The following is a 14,833-nucleotide window of genomic DNA, read 5'->3' on the forward strand; positions in this document are numbered from 1 at the left end:
CAGGCCGGACGGGCCGGACCTCAGGCGTCGACGGCCGCCATCACGTCGTCGCTGACGTCGAAGTTGGCGTAGACGTTCTGGACGTCGTCGCAGTCTTCCAGGACGTCGATCAGCTTGAAGATCTTGCGGGCGCCCTCTTCGTCCAGCGGGACGTTCATGCTGGGGATCAGGGAGGACTCGGCCGACTCGTACTCGATGCCGGCGTCCTGCAGCGCGGTGCGCACCGGAATCAGGTCGGTCGGCTCGGAGACCACCTCGAACGCCTCACCGAGGTCGTTGACCTCCTCCGCGCCGGCGTCGAGGACGGCCATCATCACGTCGTCCTCGCTGGTGCCCTCCTTGGGGACGATCACCACGCCCTTGCGGGAGAACATGTACGACACCGAGCCGGCGTCGGCGAGCGAGCCGCCGTTGCGGGTCAGCGCGGTCCGCACCTCGGTCGCCGCGCGGTTGCGGTTGTCGGTGAGGCACTCGATGAGCATGGCCACGCCGTTCGGGCCGTACCCCTCGTACATGATCGTCTGCCAGTCGGCGCCGCCGGCCTCCAGGCCGGAGCCGCGCTTGACGGCGCGGTCGATGTTGTCGTTCGGCACCGAGCTCTTCTTCGCCTTCTGGATCGCGTCGAAGAGCGTCGGGTTGCCGGAGGGGTCGCCGCCACCGGTCCGCGCGGCCACCTCGACGTTCTTGATCAGCTTGGCGAACATCTTGCCGCGCTTGGCGTCGATGACGGCCTTCTTGTGCTTGGTCGTCGCCCACTTTGAGTGGCCGGACATCTTCTACCTCCGTCTGTCATTCCACGCCTGCGTCGACTGCCGCACCGATCATGCGCCGCATCCGGTGATCCGGCGGCCGGTCGGCTCCGCGGGAAATGCCGCGCCGGGCGACGGCCCTGCCGAACCGCGGCAATCTTACCGAGGTCACACCCGGGCATGTCACACCCGGGACCCGCTCGGGGTGCCGTCGGGGCACCCGGACCACCCAGGAGACAACGACCGAAGGCGGGAAAACATGCCCGCCCGGGTGCCGGGGCGGCCGGCGTCCGCGCTCAGGCGGCCCGGACCAGGTCCACGAAGTACGCGTGCACCCGCAGGTCACCGGTCAGCTCCGGGTGGAACGAGGTGGCCACCAGGTTGCCCTGTCGGACCGCCACGATCCGGTCCGCGGCCGGGCCGCCGGTCACCACGCCGATGACCTCGACGCCGGCACCGACCCGCTCGACCCACGGCGCGCGGATGAACACCGCGTGGAACGGCTCGCCCGGCACCCCGGCGACGGTCACCGGCGCCTCGAACGAGTCGACCTGCCGGCCGAACGCGTTACGCCGGACGGTCATGTCGATGCCGGCGAAGCCCCGTTGATCGGGTCGCCCGTCGAGCACCTCGGTCGCCAGCATGATCATCCCGGCGCAGGAGCCGTAGACCGGCATGCCGTCGGCGATCCGCTTGTCGATCGGCTCGCGCATCTCGAAGATGTCGGCGAGCTTGCTCATGGTGGTGGACTCGCCGCCGGGGATGACCAGACCGTCGACCGCGTCCAGCTCCGCCGGCCGGCGGACCGGGCGGGCGTCCGCGCCCGCCGCGGCCAGCGCCGCCACGTGCTCGCGGACGTCCCCCTGGAGCGCGAGCACACCGATGGCGGGCCCGCCCATCCTCACCAACCCTTCCTTCGTTCGCGACTGCGGGGCTCGCAACACCGGCTCACTCCTCGCGCTCACCAACCCCGCTCGGCCAGGCGGTGCGGCTGCGGGATCTCGTCGACGTTGATGCCGACCATCGCCTCGCCGAGCCCCCGGGAGACCTTGGCCAGCACGTCCGGGTCGTCGTGGAAGGTGGTCGCCTTGACGATCGCGGCGGCCCGCTGAGCCGGGTTGCCCGCCTTGAAGATGCCGGAACCGACGAAGACGCCCTCCGCGCCGAGCTGCATCATCATCGCCGCGTCGGCCGGAGTGGCGATCCCGCCCGCGGTGAACAGCACCACCGGCAGCTTGCCGCTCTCGGCGACCTCCTTGACCAGCTCGTACGGGGCCTGAAGCTCCTTGGCCGCGACGTACAGCTCGTCGGCCGGCAGCGAGGACAGCCGGCGGATCTCCTGGCGGATCTTCCGCATGTGGGTGGTGGCGTTGGAGACGTCACCGGTGCCCGCCTCGCCCTTGGAGCGGATCATCGCCGCGCCCTCGGTGATCCGGCGCAGCGCCTCGCCCAGGTTCGTCGCGCCACAGACGAAGGGCACGGTGAACGCCCACTTGTCGATGTGGTTCGCGTAGTCGGCCGGGGTCAGCACCTCGGACTCGTCGACGTAGTCCACGCCGAGCGACTGGAGGATCTGCGCCTCCACGAAGTGGCCGATGCGGGCCTTGGCCATCACCGGGATGGAGACCGCCTCGATGATCCCGTCGATCATGTCGGGGTCGCTCATCCGGGACACCCCGCCCTGCGCGCGGATGTCGGCGGGCACCCGCTCCAGGGCCATCACCGCTACCGCGCCGGCATCCTCGGCGATCTTGGCCTGCTCGGCGTTGACGACATCCATGATCACGCCGCCCTTGAGCATCTCGGCCATGCCACGCTTCACGCGGGCGGTGCCGACGACGGGGGCGGTACCGGTGTTCGAGACGGTGTTTTCGGGCACGGGTCATCGCTCCTTGGACGTGCTCTGGGGGTGGCAGCGAAGATGCTACGCGCGGTTCAACGCCGTACCGACAGCCAATCAGACCCCCGGTGGCCTGCACTGTGGCACTGGTCACCGGCCCGCCCGTGCCCGCTGGAGAGCGGGCGACGACCGTCGGAGGTCAGGCGGCGGGAACGTCCGCCGGCACCACGAGGGTCGGGTCGTCGATGTCGAAGTAGCGCGGCCACTCCCGGCCCCGCCCCATCCGCAACAGGCGCACCAGCGGCCGGCTGCGCGCCGAACGGGCGTCCCGGACCAGGTCGGTGTGCACCTGCCGGGACAACGCGAGCCGACGACTGGCGGCGATGACCGCCGCGCAGTCCGGGTCGGCCGCGTCCAACTGGACGCCGCGCAGCTGCCGGGTGAGGTCGTTCTCCGCCGCCTCCCGCTCGTCCGGGCTGGCGTCCAGGGCGATCCGGGCGGCCGCGTACAGCTCGACGCCGAAACGTCGCTCGGCCAGCACCGCAGCCGCCGCCGCGCGGCGCAGCAGGTGGGCGTCGAGGGCCCGTGCCGCCAGCTCCGCGCGGCCCTGCAGCCGCTCGACCCGGCCGGCGGTCCAGATGAGGTACGCCGCGACCAGCCCCACGACCACGCTCGCGGCCACCACCCACCACATGTGCGGCATCGTAGTGCTGCTCCGTTTCGTCCGATTGGGCGCGGCCGGACCGGCCCCACCGGTCACCACCGCACCATCCGTCACACCGGCTCAGCCCAGCCCCTCCCACTCCTGGTCGATGACCCGCCCGTCGGTCGCCTCGATCGCCGCCGCGTATACCTCCAGCACACGACGAGCAACCACCGGCCAGTCGAAATTGGCCACCACCTGATCGCCGCAGACACTCAGCGTGGCCCGCCCGGCCGGGTCGTCCAGCAGCTCGCCCAGCACGTCACGCAGCCCCACCGGGTCACCCGTGGGGAAGAGCCGACCGGCCCGCCCACCGTCGAGCACCCGCCGGAACGCGTCCAGGTCACTGGCGACCACCGTCGTACCCGCCGCCAAGGCCTCGGTGAGGATCATGCCGAACGACTCGCCGCCGGTGTTCGGTGCGACGTACAGGTGCACACTGCGCAGCATGCGCGCCTTGTCCGCTTCGCTGACCAGGCCGAGGAAGGTGATCCGCTCGTGCAGGTCGGCGGGGAACTGGTCGTACAGGTCGTCGGGGTCACCCGGGCCGGCGACGAGCAACCGCAGACCGGGCCGGGTGGCGGCCAACGCCACGAACGCGTCGCGCAGCACCGGGAAGCCCTTGCGTGCCTCGGTGAACCGGCCCAGGAAGCCGAGCGTGCCGCCGGTGCCGGCCGCACACTCCCCCGGCCAACCCGGCAACGGCTCGGCGTCGGCGAACTTGGCCACCGCCACCCCGTTGGGGATCTCCACCGCGCCGCCGTCCATGTGCTCGACCTGCACCTTGCGGGCCAGCGCGCTCACCGCGATCCGGGCCGTGATCCGCTCCAACACGATCTGGAGCACACCCTGCGCGGCCGCCAGGACCCGGGAACGGGTCATCGCGGTGTGGAACGTGGCCACCACCGGGCCACGGGCGGAGAGCACCGCCAGCAGCGACAGACTCAGCGTGAGCGGCTCGTGCACGTGCAGCACGTCGAAGTCGCCGTTGGTGATCCACCGCCGTACCCGCGCGGTCGACACCGGGCCGAACGCGATCCGGGCCACCGACCCGTTGTACGGCAGCGGCACGGCACGCCCGGCGGACACCACGTACTCCGGCAGCGGCGAATCCTCGTCGGCCGGCGCGAGCACGCTGACCTCGTGGCCCAGCGCGATCAGCGCCTCGGCGAGGTCCATGACGTGGTTCTGCACCCCACCGGGCACGTCGAAGGAGTACGGGCACACGATGCCGATCCGCATGTGTCAGCCCACCTCCTCAGGCCTGGCCGGGGGCCGACGAGGACAGCGGTGTGCCCTCCCCCGACCGTGCCTGGTCCAGCCACATCCGCTGCAACATGTGCCAGTCTTCCGGATGCCGGGCGATACCCGCGGCCAGACGGTCGGCGATCAACTGGGTCAGCGACCGGACCCGCTGGTCCAGCGGCCCCTCCTCGGGCCCCGGCACCGGCAGCGGGCCGGCGAGCGACGCGCAGGCGGCGTCCGGTTCGTACCACATCGAGGCCACGTAGAGCGGCGCGCCGGTGTGCAGCGCGAGCAACGCCGGCCCGGCGGGCATCCGGGTCTTCGCACCGAAGAAGTCCACCTCCACCCCTCGGGCGGAGAGGTCACGGTCGGCCAGCAGCGGCACCACCGCACCGGCGCGGACCCGGTCCAGCAGCACGTCGAACGCCGGGCGCGGCCCACCGTGGGTCGGCAGGATCTCCATCCCGAGGACCTCTCGGAACGCCAGGAAACGCTTGTACACGCCCTCCGGCCTGAGCCGCTCCATCACCGTGGTGATCGGCCAACCGGTGGCCGCCACCCAGGCGCCCGCGGCGTCCCAGTTGCCGGCGTGCGGCAGCGCCACCACCGCGCCCCGGCCGGCGGCCACGTCGGCGGCGAGCAACTCCGCGCCGTCGAGCCGGAACCCGGACAGGATCTGCGCCCGGCTCAACGTGGGCAGCCGGAACGCCTCCATCCAGTACCTGGCGTACGAGCGCAACCCGCGCTTGACGAGATCGTCCAGCTCGGCGTCGGGCAGGTCCGGGCCGACCACCCGGCGCAGGTTCGCGCGCAGTCGGGCCGTACCCCCGCCGCCGGCGCGGTGGGCGCGGTCCGCGCCCGCCTGGAACGCCGCCGCAACCAACGGCCGGGGTAGCGCGCGGACCACCCGCCACCCGGCGACGTAGCCCAGCTCGGTGAGGTTCACGCGACTCGGCCGCCGGTCGCCCGACGCCGGGCCGTCGGCACGCCCCTCACTGCTGGCCGTCCGGCTGGAGCTGCTGGGCCTGGCGGTAGACGTGCGTCATCCGCTGCCCCACCGTGAAGATCGACACGGCGGCGAGCAGCCAGAGCGCGATCTCCAGGGCGGGATCGACGCCGACGCCGGTGAGGATTCCGCCGACCCCGACGATCAGCAGCCGCTCGGTGCGCTCGGCGATGCCCACGTTGCAGGTCATGCCCAGCCCCTCGGCGCGGGCCTTCACGTAGGAGACCAGGCTGCCGGCGGCCAGGCAGACCAACGCGGCGGCCACCCCGGAGTAGTTGCCCTGGGTGGCCAGCCAGTACGCGACCGCGCCGAAGACGGCGCTGTCGGCGACCCGGTCCATGCTTGAATCGAGGAACGCGCCGAACCGGGTGGAGCCACCGCTCATCCGGGCCATCGTCCCGTCGAGCAGGTCGGTGAGCGCGAACAGGGTGACGATCAACGCGCCCGCGACCAGGTGGCCGCGAGCACCGAAGCCGAGCGCGCCGACGAGCACACCAACGGTGCCCGCGACGGTGACGGCATTGGGGGTGACGCCCGCGCGCAGAAGGGCGCGGGCAATCGGCTCGACGACGCGGGTCATCCCCGCGCGGGCCGACACTTGGAAGATCTTCGCCATGGCGGTCCCCACGATAACGGTCCGCCCAGCTCCGCCGATACGGACGGTCCCGCCGACCTGCCTGGGGGAGGCTTGTGCCTACCCGGCAACGGGTGTGAGATCGAGCCGGGAGGTGAGCCAGCTCACCCATCCGCCCGTCCCGTTCCCGCTGTGCAGCAGACCACCGGAGGATATCGCCGCGCACTCGCCCGGGCCGCTTCCCGTCGCGCGGCGGTCGCCACCACCACCGGCTGAGGGAGGTGCGCCCCATGGCGCAGAAGAGTCACGAGAAGGGTTCCACCGGCGGCACGCCGGTGGTGACCGAGCCCGAGCGGATTCGCAACGTGGTGCTCGTCGGGCACTCCGGGGCGGGCAAGACCACACTGGTCGAGGCCCTGCTCGCGGCGACCGGCACGATCGACCGCGCCGGCACCGTGGTCGAGGGCACCACGGTCGGCGACCACGACCCCGCGGCCGTACGCCAGCAGCGCTCGGTCAGCCTGTCCTGCGCGCCGCTGCTGCACAACGGCATCAAGGTCAACCTGCTGGACACCCCCGGGTACGCCGACTTCGTCGGCGAGCTGCGCGCCGGTCTGCGGGCCGCCGACGCCGCGCTCTTCGTGGTCTCCGCGGCGGGCGGCATGGACGCGGCCACCGTCGCGCTCTGGGAGGAGTGCGCCGCTGTCGACATGCCCCGCGCGGTAGCGGTGTCCCGGCTGGACCAGCCCCGCGCCGACGTCGATGAGACGGTGGCGCTCTGCCAGCGCCTCTTCGGCGACAACGTGATGCCGCTCTACCTGCCGATGCTCGGCGACGACGGGGTGTCCACCGAAGGTCTGCTCGGCCTGATCACCCGCCGGGTCTTCGACTACAGCGCCGGGCTGCCCGCCGACGTCCGCGACCCGGACCCGGAGCACCAGCGGGCCATCGACGAGTCCCGCGACGAGCTGATCGAGGGGATCATCGCCGAGAGCGAGGACGAGACCCTGATGGACCGCTACCTCGACGGCGAGGAGATCAGCGACGAGGTGCTCATCGACGACCTGGAGAAGGCCGTCGCCCGAGGCCACTTCTATCCGGTGGTGCCGGTCTGCGCCCACACCGGTGTCGGGCTGGACGTGCTGCTGGAGGTGCTGACCTCCGCGTTCCCGTCGCCGCTGGAGCACGAGCTGCCCGCGGTGACCGGGGTGGACGGCTCGCCTCGTCCGCCGCTGACCTGCGACCCGGCCGGGCCGCTCGTCGCCGAGGTGGTCAAGACCACCGTCGACCGCCACGTCGGTCGGGTCTCGCTGGTCCGGGTCTTCTCCGGCACGCTGCGCCCCGACCAGACCGTGCACGTCTCCGGGCACGGTCTGACCGACCGCGGGCACCCCGACCACGACGCCGACGAGCGGGTCGGGCACATCTACACCCCGCTGGGCGCCACCCTGCGGGAGGTGTCGGCCTGCGTGGCCGGCGACATCTGCGCGATCACCAAGTCGGGCAGCGCCGAGACCGGCGACACCATCTCGACCAGGGAGGACCCGCTGCTGATCGCCCCCTGGGAGATGCCGGAGCCGCTGCTGCCGGTGGCCATCGTCGCCCGGAGCCGCGCCGACGAGGACGCTCTGGCCCGCAACCTCGCCCGCCTGGTCGCCGGCGACCCCACCCTGCGGCTGGAGCGCAACCCGGAGACCCACCAGCTGGTGCTCTGGTGCATGGGCGAGGCGCACGCCGACGTGGTGCTCGACCGGCTGCGCGCCGGCGGCGTCGAGCTGGACACCGAGCCGGTCAAGGTGTCGCTGCGCGAGACGCTGACCGTGCCCGCGAAGGGGCACGGCCGCCACGTCAAGCAGTCCGGCGGCCACGGCCAGTACGCGGTCTGCGACATCGAGGTCGAGCCGCTGCCCCGGGGCAGCGGCTTCGAGTTCGTCGACCGGGTGGTCGGCGGCGCGGTGCCGCACAACTACATCCCGTCCGTGGAGAAGGGCGTCCGCGCCCAGCTTGAGCGCGGGCTGGTCGCCGGGCACCCGGTGGTGGACCTGCGGGTGACCCTGGTCGACGGCAAGTCACACAGCGTCGACTCCTCCGACGCGGCCTTCCAGACCGCCGGCGCGCTGGCCCTGCGCGACGCCGCCGAGCGGGGCCAGCCGGCCCTGCTGGAGCCGATCGACGAGGTCACCATCCGGGTACCGGACGGCTCCGTGGGCACCGTGCTGGGTGACCTCTCCGGCCGACGCGGCCGGGTGCTCGGCACCGAACCGGACCCGGACGCCGAGGGCCGCACCCTCGTCCGCGCCGAAGTGCCGGCCACCGAACTGCTTCGGTACGCCGTCGAGCTGCGCTCCATGACGGCCGGCACCGGCACCTTCCGCCGCCACTTCGTCCGCCACGACCCGATGCCCGCCCACCTGGCCGACCAGGCCCGCAAAGAACAACTCCCCTAATCCCCACACCCCGCCCCGCCAAGCCCCGCCCCGCCCCGCCCCGCCGCGCCAAGCCTCGCCCCGGCCCGGCCCGGCCCGGCCCGGCGATCTTGCAGCTTTGGTGGGGCTGTCTCGCTAAGGGGCTGTCTCACTAAAGGTGTTTCCGGCGATCTTGCACTTTGGTCGCCCTTATGTCGCTGTCGCGGCATAAGTCCCCGCAGGAAGTGCAAGGTCGGCGCAGGGCGGGGGTGGCTTGCGGGTCGATCATGCAGTTGTGGTGGGCGGAACGAGCACCTATGCCCGATTCGCGAGGCACCACAACTGCATGATCGACGCGCTCAGGCGGGGCAGGGGGCGAGGGGCGCGGGGCGCGGGGGTGAGTGGGAGCGGGGCGGGGTGGGGTTTTACGGGTGGACTGTGGGGTGGGTGGGGCGGGGCCGGTGGGGACGGTCGGCGTCGCGGAGGGCCGCGGTGCGGACGGCGGCGAGCTGACGCTCCACCTCGACGAACTGGTCCGCCGGCAGCGGACCCCGGTGCAGCGCGGCGGCGTTCTCCTCGACCTGGGCGACCGTACGGCAGCCCGGGATCGGGATGGTGCGGCCGCTGCGCGCCCAGATCCAGCCCAACGCGCCCTGGGCGAGGGTGCGCCCGTCGGCGGTGAGCGCGGCACGGACCGCGCCGACCCGGCGCAGCCACTCCGGTGCCGGCCGACCACCCCGGAACCACTCCAACCAGCCCGGGGCCAACCCGCGTACGTCGTCGCGGGGAAGGGTCGACCCGGCCGAGTACTTGCCGGTGAGCAGCCCCATTCCGAGTGGACCCCGGTTGACGCTGGCCAGGTCGTACTTGTCGCAGACGGCGAGCAGCTCGGGGGCGTCGCGCAGCACCGACAGGGTGTGCCGCACGGCGGTGGCGCCGGGGGCGGCGTCTCCGAACGCGGTGGCCCGGTCGGGGCGGTCGGTGCTCCATCCGTACGCGCGGATCAGGCCCTCGGTCACCAGGTCCTCGCAGGTCCCGATCAGCGCCTGCGCCCTCGGCACCGACAGGTCGGCCAGGTGCAGCTGGTAGAGGTCGATCCGGTCGGTGTTCAACCGGCGCAGCGAGGCGGTCACGGCTTTGCGCAGGTACCCGGGCGACGCGTCCTCGCCGGTGGCCTGCCGAGCGGCCTCGTCGAAGGTGTAACCCCACTTGGTCGCGATCACGGCGTCGTCGCGGCGACCGGCGAGCGCCCGACCGAGCACCCGCTCACTGTGCCCGGCCCCGTACGTGTCGGCGGTGTCGAAGAGGGTGATGCCCAGCTCGAGTGCCCGGCGTACCGCCCGCACCGACTCGTCGTCGTCGACCGCGCCCCAGCCCAACGGCTGGGTGCCCTCCGCCCAGGGCCCGCCGATCGCCCAGCACCCCATGCCGAGGGCGCTGACCTCGATACCGCTGCGCCCCAACATCCGTGTCGTGACTGCCATCGGCCGATCGTGCCACCTCCGCCGGGCCGGGCGTAGCAGATCCGGCGGGCGGCCACGCGGGTGCACGCCGACGGTCACTGTGCGGCATGATCAAGGCCATGCGGCGGCTCGGTGTGGACATCGGCGGAGTGATCATCGAGCCGGCCGACGACAACGCGGACACGTCCTTCTTCGGCGCGCACTACCTGCGTACCCCGGCCGTCGTCGGGGCGTTCGACGCGCTCGCGGCGCTCGGCCCGGCGTTCGACGAGGTACACCTGGTGTCCAAGTGCGGGGAGGCCACCGAGCGGCGGACCCGGGAGTGGTTGGCCCACCATGACTTTCCGGCCCGCACCGGCATCCTGGTCGAGCGGGTGCACTTCTGCCGCACCCGACCGGACAAGGCGCCGATCGCTCGACGCCTCGGCCTGACCCACTTCGTGGACGACAAGCGGGAGGTGCTCGGCTACCTCGATTCGGTGCCGCACCGCTTCCTGTTCCGGCCCCGCCGGGCCGAGGTCGCCGCACACGCCGCGCTGCTCCCCCGCGTACACCGGGTGGAGAGCTGGTCGGAGCTGACCCCGCTGCTGCGCGCCGACTAGCCGGACCGGTGCGGGCGCCGCCCCGCCGGCGCGGCCGGCGGCGGTCAGGACGGCCAGGCGCGGGCGAGCAGGTCGCGGGTGTCGCCGAGCAGCTGCGGCAGGACCTTGGTGCGGCCGATCACCGGCATGAAGTTCGCGTCGCCACCCCAGCGCGGCACCACGTGCTGGTGCAGGTGCGCGGCGATGCCGGCGCCGGCCACCCCGCCCTGGTTCATGCCCAGGTTGAAGCCGTGGGCGTTGCTGACCTTGCGGATCACCCGCATGGCGGTCTGGGTGTACGACGCCAGCTCGGTGGTCTCCGGCACGTCCAGGTCGGTGTAGTCGGCGACGTGCCGGTAGGGGCAGACCAGCAGGTGCCCCGGGTTGTACGGGTAGAGGTTGAGCACCACGAACACGTGCTCGCCCCGGGCCACCACCAGGCTCTCCTCCGGGGGCAGTTTGGGCCCCCGGCAGAAGGGACAGCCGGTGGGCTTCTCGTAGCCCTCGGCGGGGCGGTCCTCGCCGGAGATGTAGGTCATCCGGTGCGGCGTCCAGAGCCGCTCCAGGCCGTCCGCCATGCCGTCGATGTCCGTGTGCCGTTCCGCCCCTGTCACGAGCCGATCCTACGGAGCCCGGTGGGCAGGCCGCGACACCCGCCGTCGGGAAAACCCGGCACTGCAAGTTCTTGACTGGTCAACACCAGAACCATGAAACTTCCATGCATCCACGTACTTCCATTTATTGATGGAGGGCTCCATGTTCCGACGGCTCGGCAGGTTCCTCGCGACACTTGCGCTGACCGCCGCCACCACAGTGGCCGGCGTCACCCTCACCGCCGGCGCGGCCCAGGCGGACGGCTGCTACACCTGGGGCCGCACCCTGGCCCAGGGGGCGTCCGGCGAGGACGTCCGGCAACTCCAGATCCGGGTCGCCGGCTACCCCGGCTACGGCGCGGTGCTCACCCTCGACGGCGCGTACGGCCCGGCCACCCGGTCGGCGGTGATCCGCTTCCAGCAGGCGTACGGGCTGCCCGCGGACGGCATCGCCGGCCCACAGACGTTCAACCGGCTCTACGCCCTCCAGGACGACGACTGCACCCCGGCCAACTTCAGCTACCCCGAGCTGAACAAGTGCAACAGCGACTGGTCCGGCGGCGCGGTCTCGGCGAGCACCGCCCGGTTCAACGCGCTCGTCTCGATGTGGAAACTCCAGGCCATGCGGCACGCCCTCGGGGACGTGTCCATCGCGATCAGCAGCAGCTTCCGCAGCTACGCCTGCAACAGCGCGGTCGGCGGCGCGTCGAACAGCCGACACCTGTACGGCGACGGGGTGGACCTGGTCGGGTCCCCGTCGTTCTGCCGGCTGGCGCAGCAGGCCCGCTACCACGGCTTCGGGCAGATCCTCGGCCCCGGCTACCCGGACCACAACGACCACACCCACGTTGCGGCGGTCGGCGGCTGGTCAGCGCCGAACTGCGGCGTCTGACACCCGCCGCCAGGCGGCACCGCCGCCGCGGGCTACTCCGCGGCGGCGGAGGGGCCGATGTTGGCCCGCGAGCTGACCACGTCCAGCACGTGGGTGACCGCCTCGGCGATCGGCACCCCGTTGCGCTGGGAGCCGTCGCGGTAGCGGAAGGAGACCGTGCCGGCGGCCACGTCGTCGTCACCGGCGATCACCATGAACGGGATCTTCTGCTGCTGAGCCGTCCGGATCTTCTTCTGCATCCGGTCGTCACCCGCGTCCACCTGGGCCCGGATGCCCTCGGCCCGCAGCGCGGCAACGAAGCCGTGCAGGTAGTCGGTGTGGTCCTCGCGGATCGGGATGCCCACCACCTGCACCGGCGCCAGCCAGGCCGGGAAGGCGCCCGCGTAGTGCTCGGTGAGCACCCCGAAGAACCGCTCGATCGACCCGAACAGCGCCCGGTGGATCATCACCGGCCGCTGCCGGCTGCCGTCGGCGGCCTGGTACTCCAACCCGAACCGCTCCGGCTGGTTGAAGTCGACCTGGATGGTGGACATCTGCCAGGTCCGGCCGATCGCGTCGCGGGCCTGCACGGAGATCTTCGGCCCGTAGAACGCCGCGCCGCCCGGGTCGGGCACCAGCTCCAGACCCGAGGTCTCGGCGGCGGTCCGCAGCGCCTCGGTCGCCTCCGCCCAGTCCTCGTCCGCGCCGATGAACTTGGGCGAGTCGTCGCGGGTCGACAACTCCAGGTAGAAGTCGTCCAGCCCGTAGTCGCGCAGCAGGTCCAGCACGAAGCTGAGCAGGGTGGACAGCTCGCCGGCCATCTGCTCGCGGGTGCAGTAGATGTGCGAGTCGTCCTGGGTCAGGCCACGGACCCGGGTCAGGCCGTGCACGACACCGGACTTCTCGTACCGGTAGACAGTGCCGAACTCGAACATCCGCAGCGGCAGCTCACGGTACGACCGCCCCCGCGACCTGAAGATCAGGTTGTGCATCGGGCAGTTCATGGCCTTGAGGTAGTAGTCCGCGCCCTCCAGCTGCATGGGCGGGAACATGGTGTCCGCGTAGTACGGCAGGTGCCCGGAAGTGTGGAACAGCTGCGCCTTGGAGATGTGCGGGGAGTTGACGAACTCGTACCCCGCCTCCTCGTGCCGCCGCCGCGAGTAGTGCTCCATCTCGCGGCGGATGATGCCGCCCTTGGGGTGGAAGACCGCCAGGCCCGAGCCGATCTCGTCGGGGAAGCTGAACAGGTCGAGGTCCGCGCCGAGCTTGCGGTGGTCGCGCCGGGCGGCCTCCTCCAACAGCTTGAGGTACGCCTTGAGCTCGTCGCGGGTCGGCCACGCGGTGCCGTACACCCGCTGGAGTTGGGGGTTCTTCTCCGACCCGCGCCAGTACGCGGCGGCCGAGCGCATCAGCTTGAACGCGCCGATCAGGCGGGTGGTCGGCAGGTGCGGGCCCCGGCACAGGTCCGACCAGCAGACCTTGTCCTCCTTGGCGTCGAGGTTGTCGTAGATGGTCAGCTCGCCGCCGCCCACCTCCATCACCTCGTCGGTGTCCAGGCCCTCGCCCTTGACCTCGATCAACTCCAGCTTGAACGGCTCGTCGGCCAGCTCGGCGCGCGCCTCGTCGAGGCTGCCGAAGCGGCGGCGACGGAACCGCTGCCCGCTCTTGATGATCTCCTGCATGCGCTTCTCGAGCTTGCTGAGATCATCGGGCTGGAACGGCTTGTCGACGTCGAAGTCGTAGTAGAAGCCGTTCTCGATCGGCGGCCCGATGCCCAGCTTGGCCTCGGGGAAGATGTCCTGCACGGCCTGGGCGAGGACGTGCGCGGTGGAGTGCCGCAGCACGTTGAGCCCGTCCGGCGAGTCCAGGCTGACCGGCTCGACGACGGTCTCCTCGGCCGGCGTCCAGTCCAGGTCGCGCAGCTGGCCCTGCGGGTCGCGGACCACGACGATCGCCTTGGGGCCGTTCGCGGGCAGTCCGGCCGCGGCCACCGCGTCGGCCGCCGTCGTCCCGGCGGCGACGACGACAGGGTCGGCCACGGCGGGGGTACGGGGTGCGGACACGGTGACTCCTCCAAGCGGTACGAAACGGTGCCGATCCTCGGCTCCTGCCGATGCTATCGGTCGCCCCGCCCCCGACCGGGAACGGCACCTTGCTTACCGCCGACGTTGAACCTTTCGCGCCTCGCAGCCGAACTAGAAGGTGTGGCCGGAAACCGGTGCCGGCCGCGTCGACACGGATGGGGGCACGAGATGGCGAGCACGTACGGCGGTGGCCGTCGGCGGCGGATCGTGGCGGCGACCGCGGTGACCGCCGCCGGCCTGCTGCTCTGGCCTGGCACGGCGTACGCGGCGGACGTGGCGACCACCCCGACCGAGGCGCGGCAGGGCGACGCGGTACGGCTGGAGTTCAGCGTCCCTGAGGAGCGGGCCGGCACGAAGACCAACCAGATCGAGGTCCGGCTGCCGGCCGACGCCCCGATCGCCGAGGTCTACCCGATGTCGGTGAACGGTTGGGCGCCCCGGATCAGCTCGCGCACCCTGGACAAGCCGGTGGCCGGCATCCACTCCGCCGGGGTGAGCACGGTGACCACCGCGGTGACCTGGGTCCGGGTCGGTGCGAGTGACCCCGGGCCGGCCCGGTTGGCGCTCTCCATGGGGCCGATGCCGCAGGCCGAGCGGCTCACCTTCGAGGTCGTCCAGACGTACGCCGATGGCACGGTGGTGCGGTGGGCGGACGCCACCGGTCCGCACCGGGCCCCGGCGCTCACCCTGCTGCCGGCGGCGCCCGGCGCGGCGGGTCC

At 72.1% G+C, this 14,833-nt stretch carries 14 protein-coding genes; 4 read left to right on the forward strand and 10 right to left on the reverse strand.

Features of this window, described 5'->3' with window-relative positions:
• Positions 1-20: 20 nt before the first annotated feature.
• The 7 genes from ABZU52_RS21300 to pgsA all read right to left on the reverse strand — a co-directional run bounded on the left by ABZU52_RS21300 (position 21) and on the right by pgsA (position 6,159).
• Positions 21-773, reverse strand: coding sequence for a YebC/PmpR family DNA-binding transcriptional regulator (locus tag ABZU52_RS21300; RefSeq protein WP_139587604.1), 753 nt, complete (start codon positions 771-773; stop codon positions 21-23).
• A gap of 272 nt (positions 774-1,045) precedes the next feature.
• Complete coding sequence (gene pdxT, locus ABZU52_RS21305; protein WP_354972736.1) at positions 1,046-1,648, reverse strand: pyridoxal 5'-phosphate synthase glutaminase subunit PdxT; 603 nt, start codon at positions 1,646-1,648, stop codon at positions 1,046-1,048.
• 62 nt (positions 1,649-1,710) lie between these two features.
• Positions 1,711-2,628, reverse strand: coding sequence for a pyridoxal 5'-phosphate synthase lyase subunit PdxS (pdxS, locus tag ABZU52_RS21310; protein WP_124771630.1), 918 nt, complete (start codon positions 2,626-2,628; stop codon positions 1,711-1,713).
• A gap of 160 nt (positions 2,629-2,788) precedes the next feature.
• Complete coding sequence (locus tag ABZU52_RS21315; RefSeq protein ID WP_354972737.1) at positions 2,789-3,292, reverse strand: hypothetical protein; 504 nt, start codon at positions 3,290-3,292, stop codon at positions 2,789-2,791.
• Between the two features lie 81 nt (positions 3,293-3,373).
• A complete protein-coding gene (locus tag ABZU52_RS21320) occupies positions 3,374-4,534 on the reverse strand; it encodes a glycosyltransferase family 4 protein (RefSeq protein ID WP_354972738.1) in 1,161 nt (386 codons plus the stop codon).
• Positions 4,535-4,550: 16 nt separating this feature from the next.
• The gene (locus ABZU52_RS21325) at positions 4,551-5,483 is read right to left on the reverse strand and encodes a phosphatidylinositol mannoside acyltransferase (RefSeq protein ID WP_354972739.1); all 933 of its coding nucleotides are present in this window, start codon (positions 5,481-5,483) and stop codon (positions 4,551-4,553) included.
• A 46-nt stretch (positions 5,484-5,529) separates the two neighbouring features.
• On the reverse strand, positions 5,530-6,159 hold the full coding sequence (gene pgsA, locus ABZU52_RS21330; protein WP_354972740.1) for a phosphatidylinositol phosphate synthase: 630 nt from the start codon (positions 6,157-6,159) through the stop codon (positions 5,530-5,532).
• Positions 6,160-6,407: 248 nt separating this feature from the next.
• On the opposite strand from pgsA, the gene ABZU52_RS21335 reads away from it, so the two are divergent.
• Entirely contained in the window at positions 6,408-8,564 is a 2,157-nt protein-coding gene (locus ABZU52_RS21335; protein WP_354972741.1) for an elongation factor G-like protein EF-G2, read from the forward strand.
• Positions 8,565-8,947: 383 nt separating this feature from the next.
• On the opposite strand, the gene ABZU52_RS21340 is transcribed toward ABZU52_RS21335, so the two are convergent.
• Positions 8,948-10,006 (reverse strand): aldo/keto reductase, encoded by a 1,059-nt coding sequence (locus ABZU52_RS21340; protein ID WP_354972742.1) that lies wholly within the window; start codon positions 10,004-10,006, stop codon positions 8,948-8,950.
• Between the two features lie 98 nt (positions 10,007-10,104).
• Between ABZU52_RS21340 and ABZU52_RS21345 the strand changes: the two genes are divergently transcribed.
• Entirely contained in the window at positions 10,105-10,587 is a 483-nt protein-coding gene (locus ABZU52_RS21345; RefSeq protein WP_354972743.1) for a hypothetical protein, read from the forward strand.
• Positions 10,588-10,631: 44 nt separating this feature from the next.
• On the opposite strand, the gene ABZU52_RS21350 is transcribed toward ABZU52_RS21345, so the two are convergent.
• On the reverse strand, positions 10,632-11,144 hold the full coding sequence (locus tag ABZU52_RS21350) for an HIT domain-containing protein (protein WP_196930193.1): 513 nt from the start codon (positions 11,142-11,144) through the stop codon (positions 10,632-10,634).
• Positions 11,145-11,322: 178 nt separating this feature from the next.
• Here ABZU52_RS21350 and ABZU52_RS21355 point away from each other — a divergent pair, with 178 nt between their 5' ends.
• Complete coding sequence (locus ABZU52_RS21355) at positions 11,323-12,051, forward strand: D-Ala-D-Ala carboxypeptidase family metallohydrolase (RefSeq protein WP_354972744.1); 729 nt, start codon at positions 11,323-11,325, stop codon at positions 12,049-12,051.
• A 32-nt stretch (positions 12,052-12,083) separates the two neighbouring features.
• Here the strand turns inward: ABZU52_RS21355 and thrS are convergent, their stop codons facing one another.
• Positions 12,084-14,093 carry a threonine--tRNA ligase gene (gene thrS / locus ABZU52_RS21360; protein ID WP_354972745.1) on the reverse strand — a complete coding sequence of 670 codons (2,010 nt, stop codon included), beginning with the start codon at positions 14,091-14,093 and terminating at the stop codon, positions 12,084-12,086.
• Between the two features lie 189 nt (positions 14,094-14,282).
• Between thrS and ABZU52_RS21365 the strand changes: the two genes are divergently transcribed.
• On the forward strand, positions 14,283-14,833 hold a 551-nt coding region (locus ABZU52_RS21365; protein WP_354972746.1), incomplete at its 3' end, for a DUF1775 domain-containing protein.

The sequence above is a fragment of the Micromonospora sp. NPDC005220 genome (genome assembly GCF_040607895.1).
Lineage (GTDB): Bacteria > Actinomycetota > Actinomycetes > Mycobacteriales > Micromonosporaceae > Micromonospora.

Coding starts and splice junctions, on each gene's coding strand:
- ABZU52_RS21300 (WP_139587604.1), bottom strand. CDS start 773: ATGTCCGGCCACTCAAAGTGGGCGACGACCAAGCACAAGAAGGCCGTC.
- ABZU52_RS21340 (WP_354972742.1), bottom strand. CDS start 10,006: ATGGCAGTCACGACACGGATGTTGGGGCGCAGCGGTATCGAGGTCAGC.
- pdxT (WP_354972736.1), bottom strand. CDS start 1,648: ATGGGCGGGCCCGCCATCGGTGTGCTCGCGCTCCAGGGGGACGTCCGC.
- ABZU52_RS21355 (WP_354972744.1), top strand. CDS start 11,323: ATGTTCCGACGGCTCGGCAGGTTCCTCGCGACACTTGCGCTGACCGCC.
- ABZU52_RS21345 (WP_354972743.1), top strand. CDS start 10,105: ATGCGGCGGCTCGGTGTGGACATCGGCGGAGTGATCATCGAGCCGGCC.
- ABZU52_RS21315 (WP_354972737.1), bottom strand. CDS start 3,292: ATGCCGCACATGTGGTGGGTGGTGGCCGCGAGCGTGGTCGTGGGGCTG.
- ABZU52_RS21350 (WP_196930193.1), bottom strand. CDS start 11,144: ATGGCGGACGGCCTGGAGCGGCTCTGGACGCCGCACCGGATGACCTAC.
- ABZU52_RS21335 (WP_354972741.1), top strand. CDS start 6,408: ATGGCGCAGAAGAGTCACGAGAAGGGTTCCACCGGCGGCACGCCGGTG.
- ABZU52_RS21320 (WP_354972738.1), bottom strand. CDS start 4,534: ATGCGGATCGGCATCGTGTGCCCGTACTCCTTCGACGTGCCCGGTGGG.
- pgsA (WP_354972740.1), bottom strand. CDS start 6,159: ATGGCGAAGATCTTCCAAGTGTCGGCCCGCGCGGGGATGACCCGCGTC.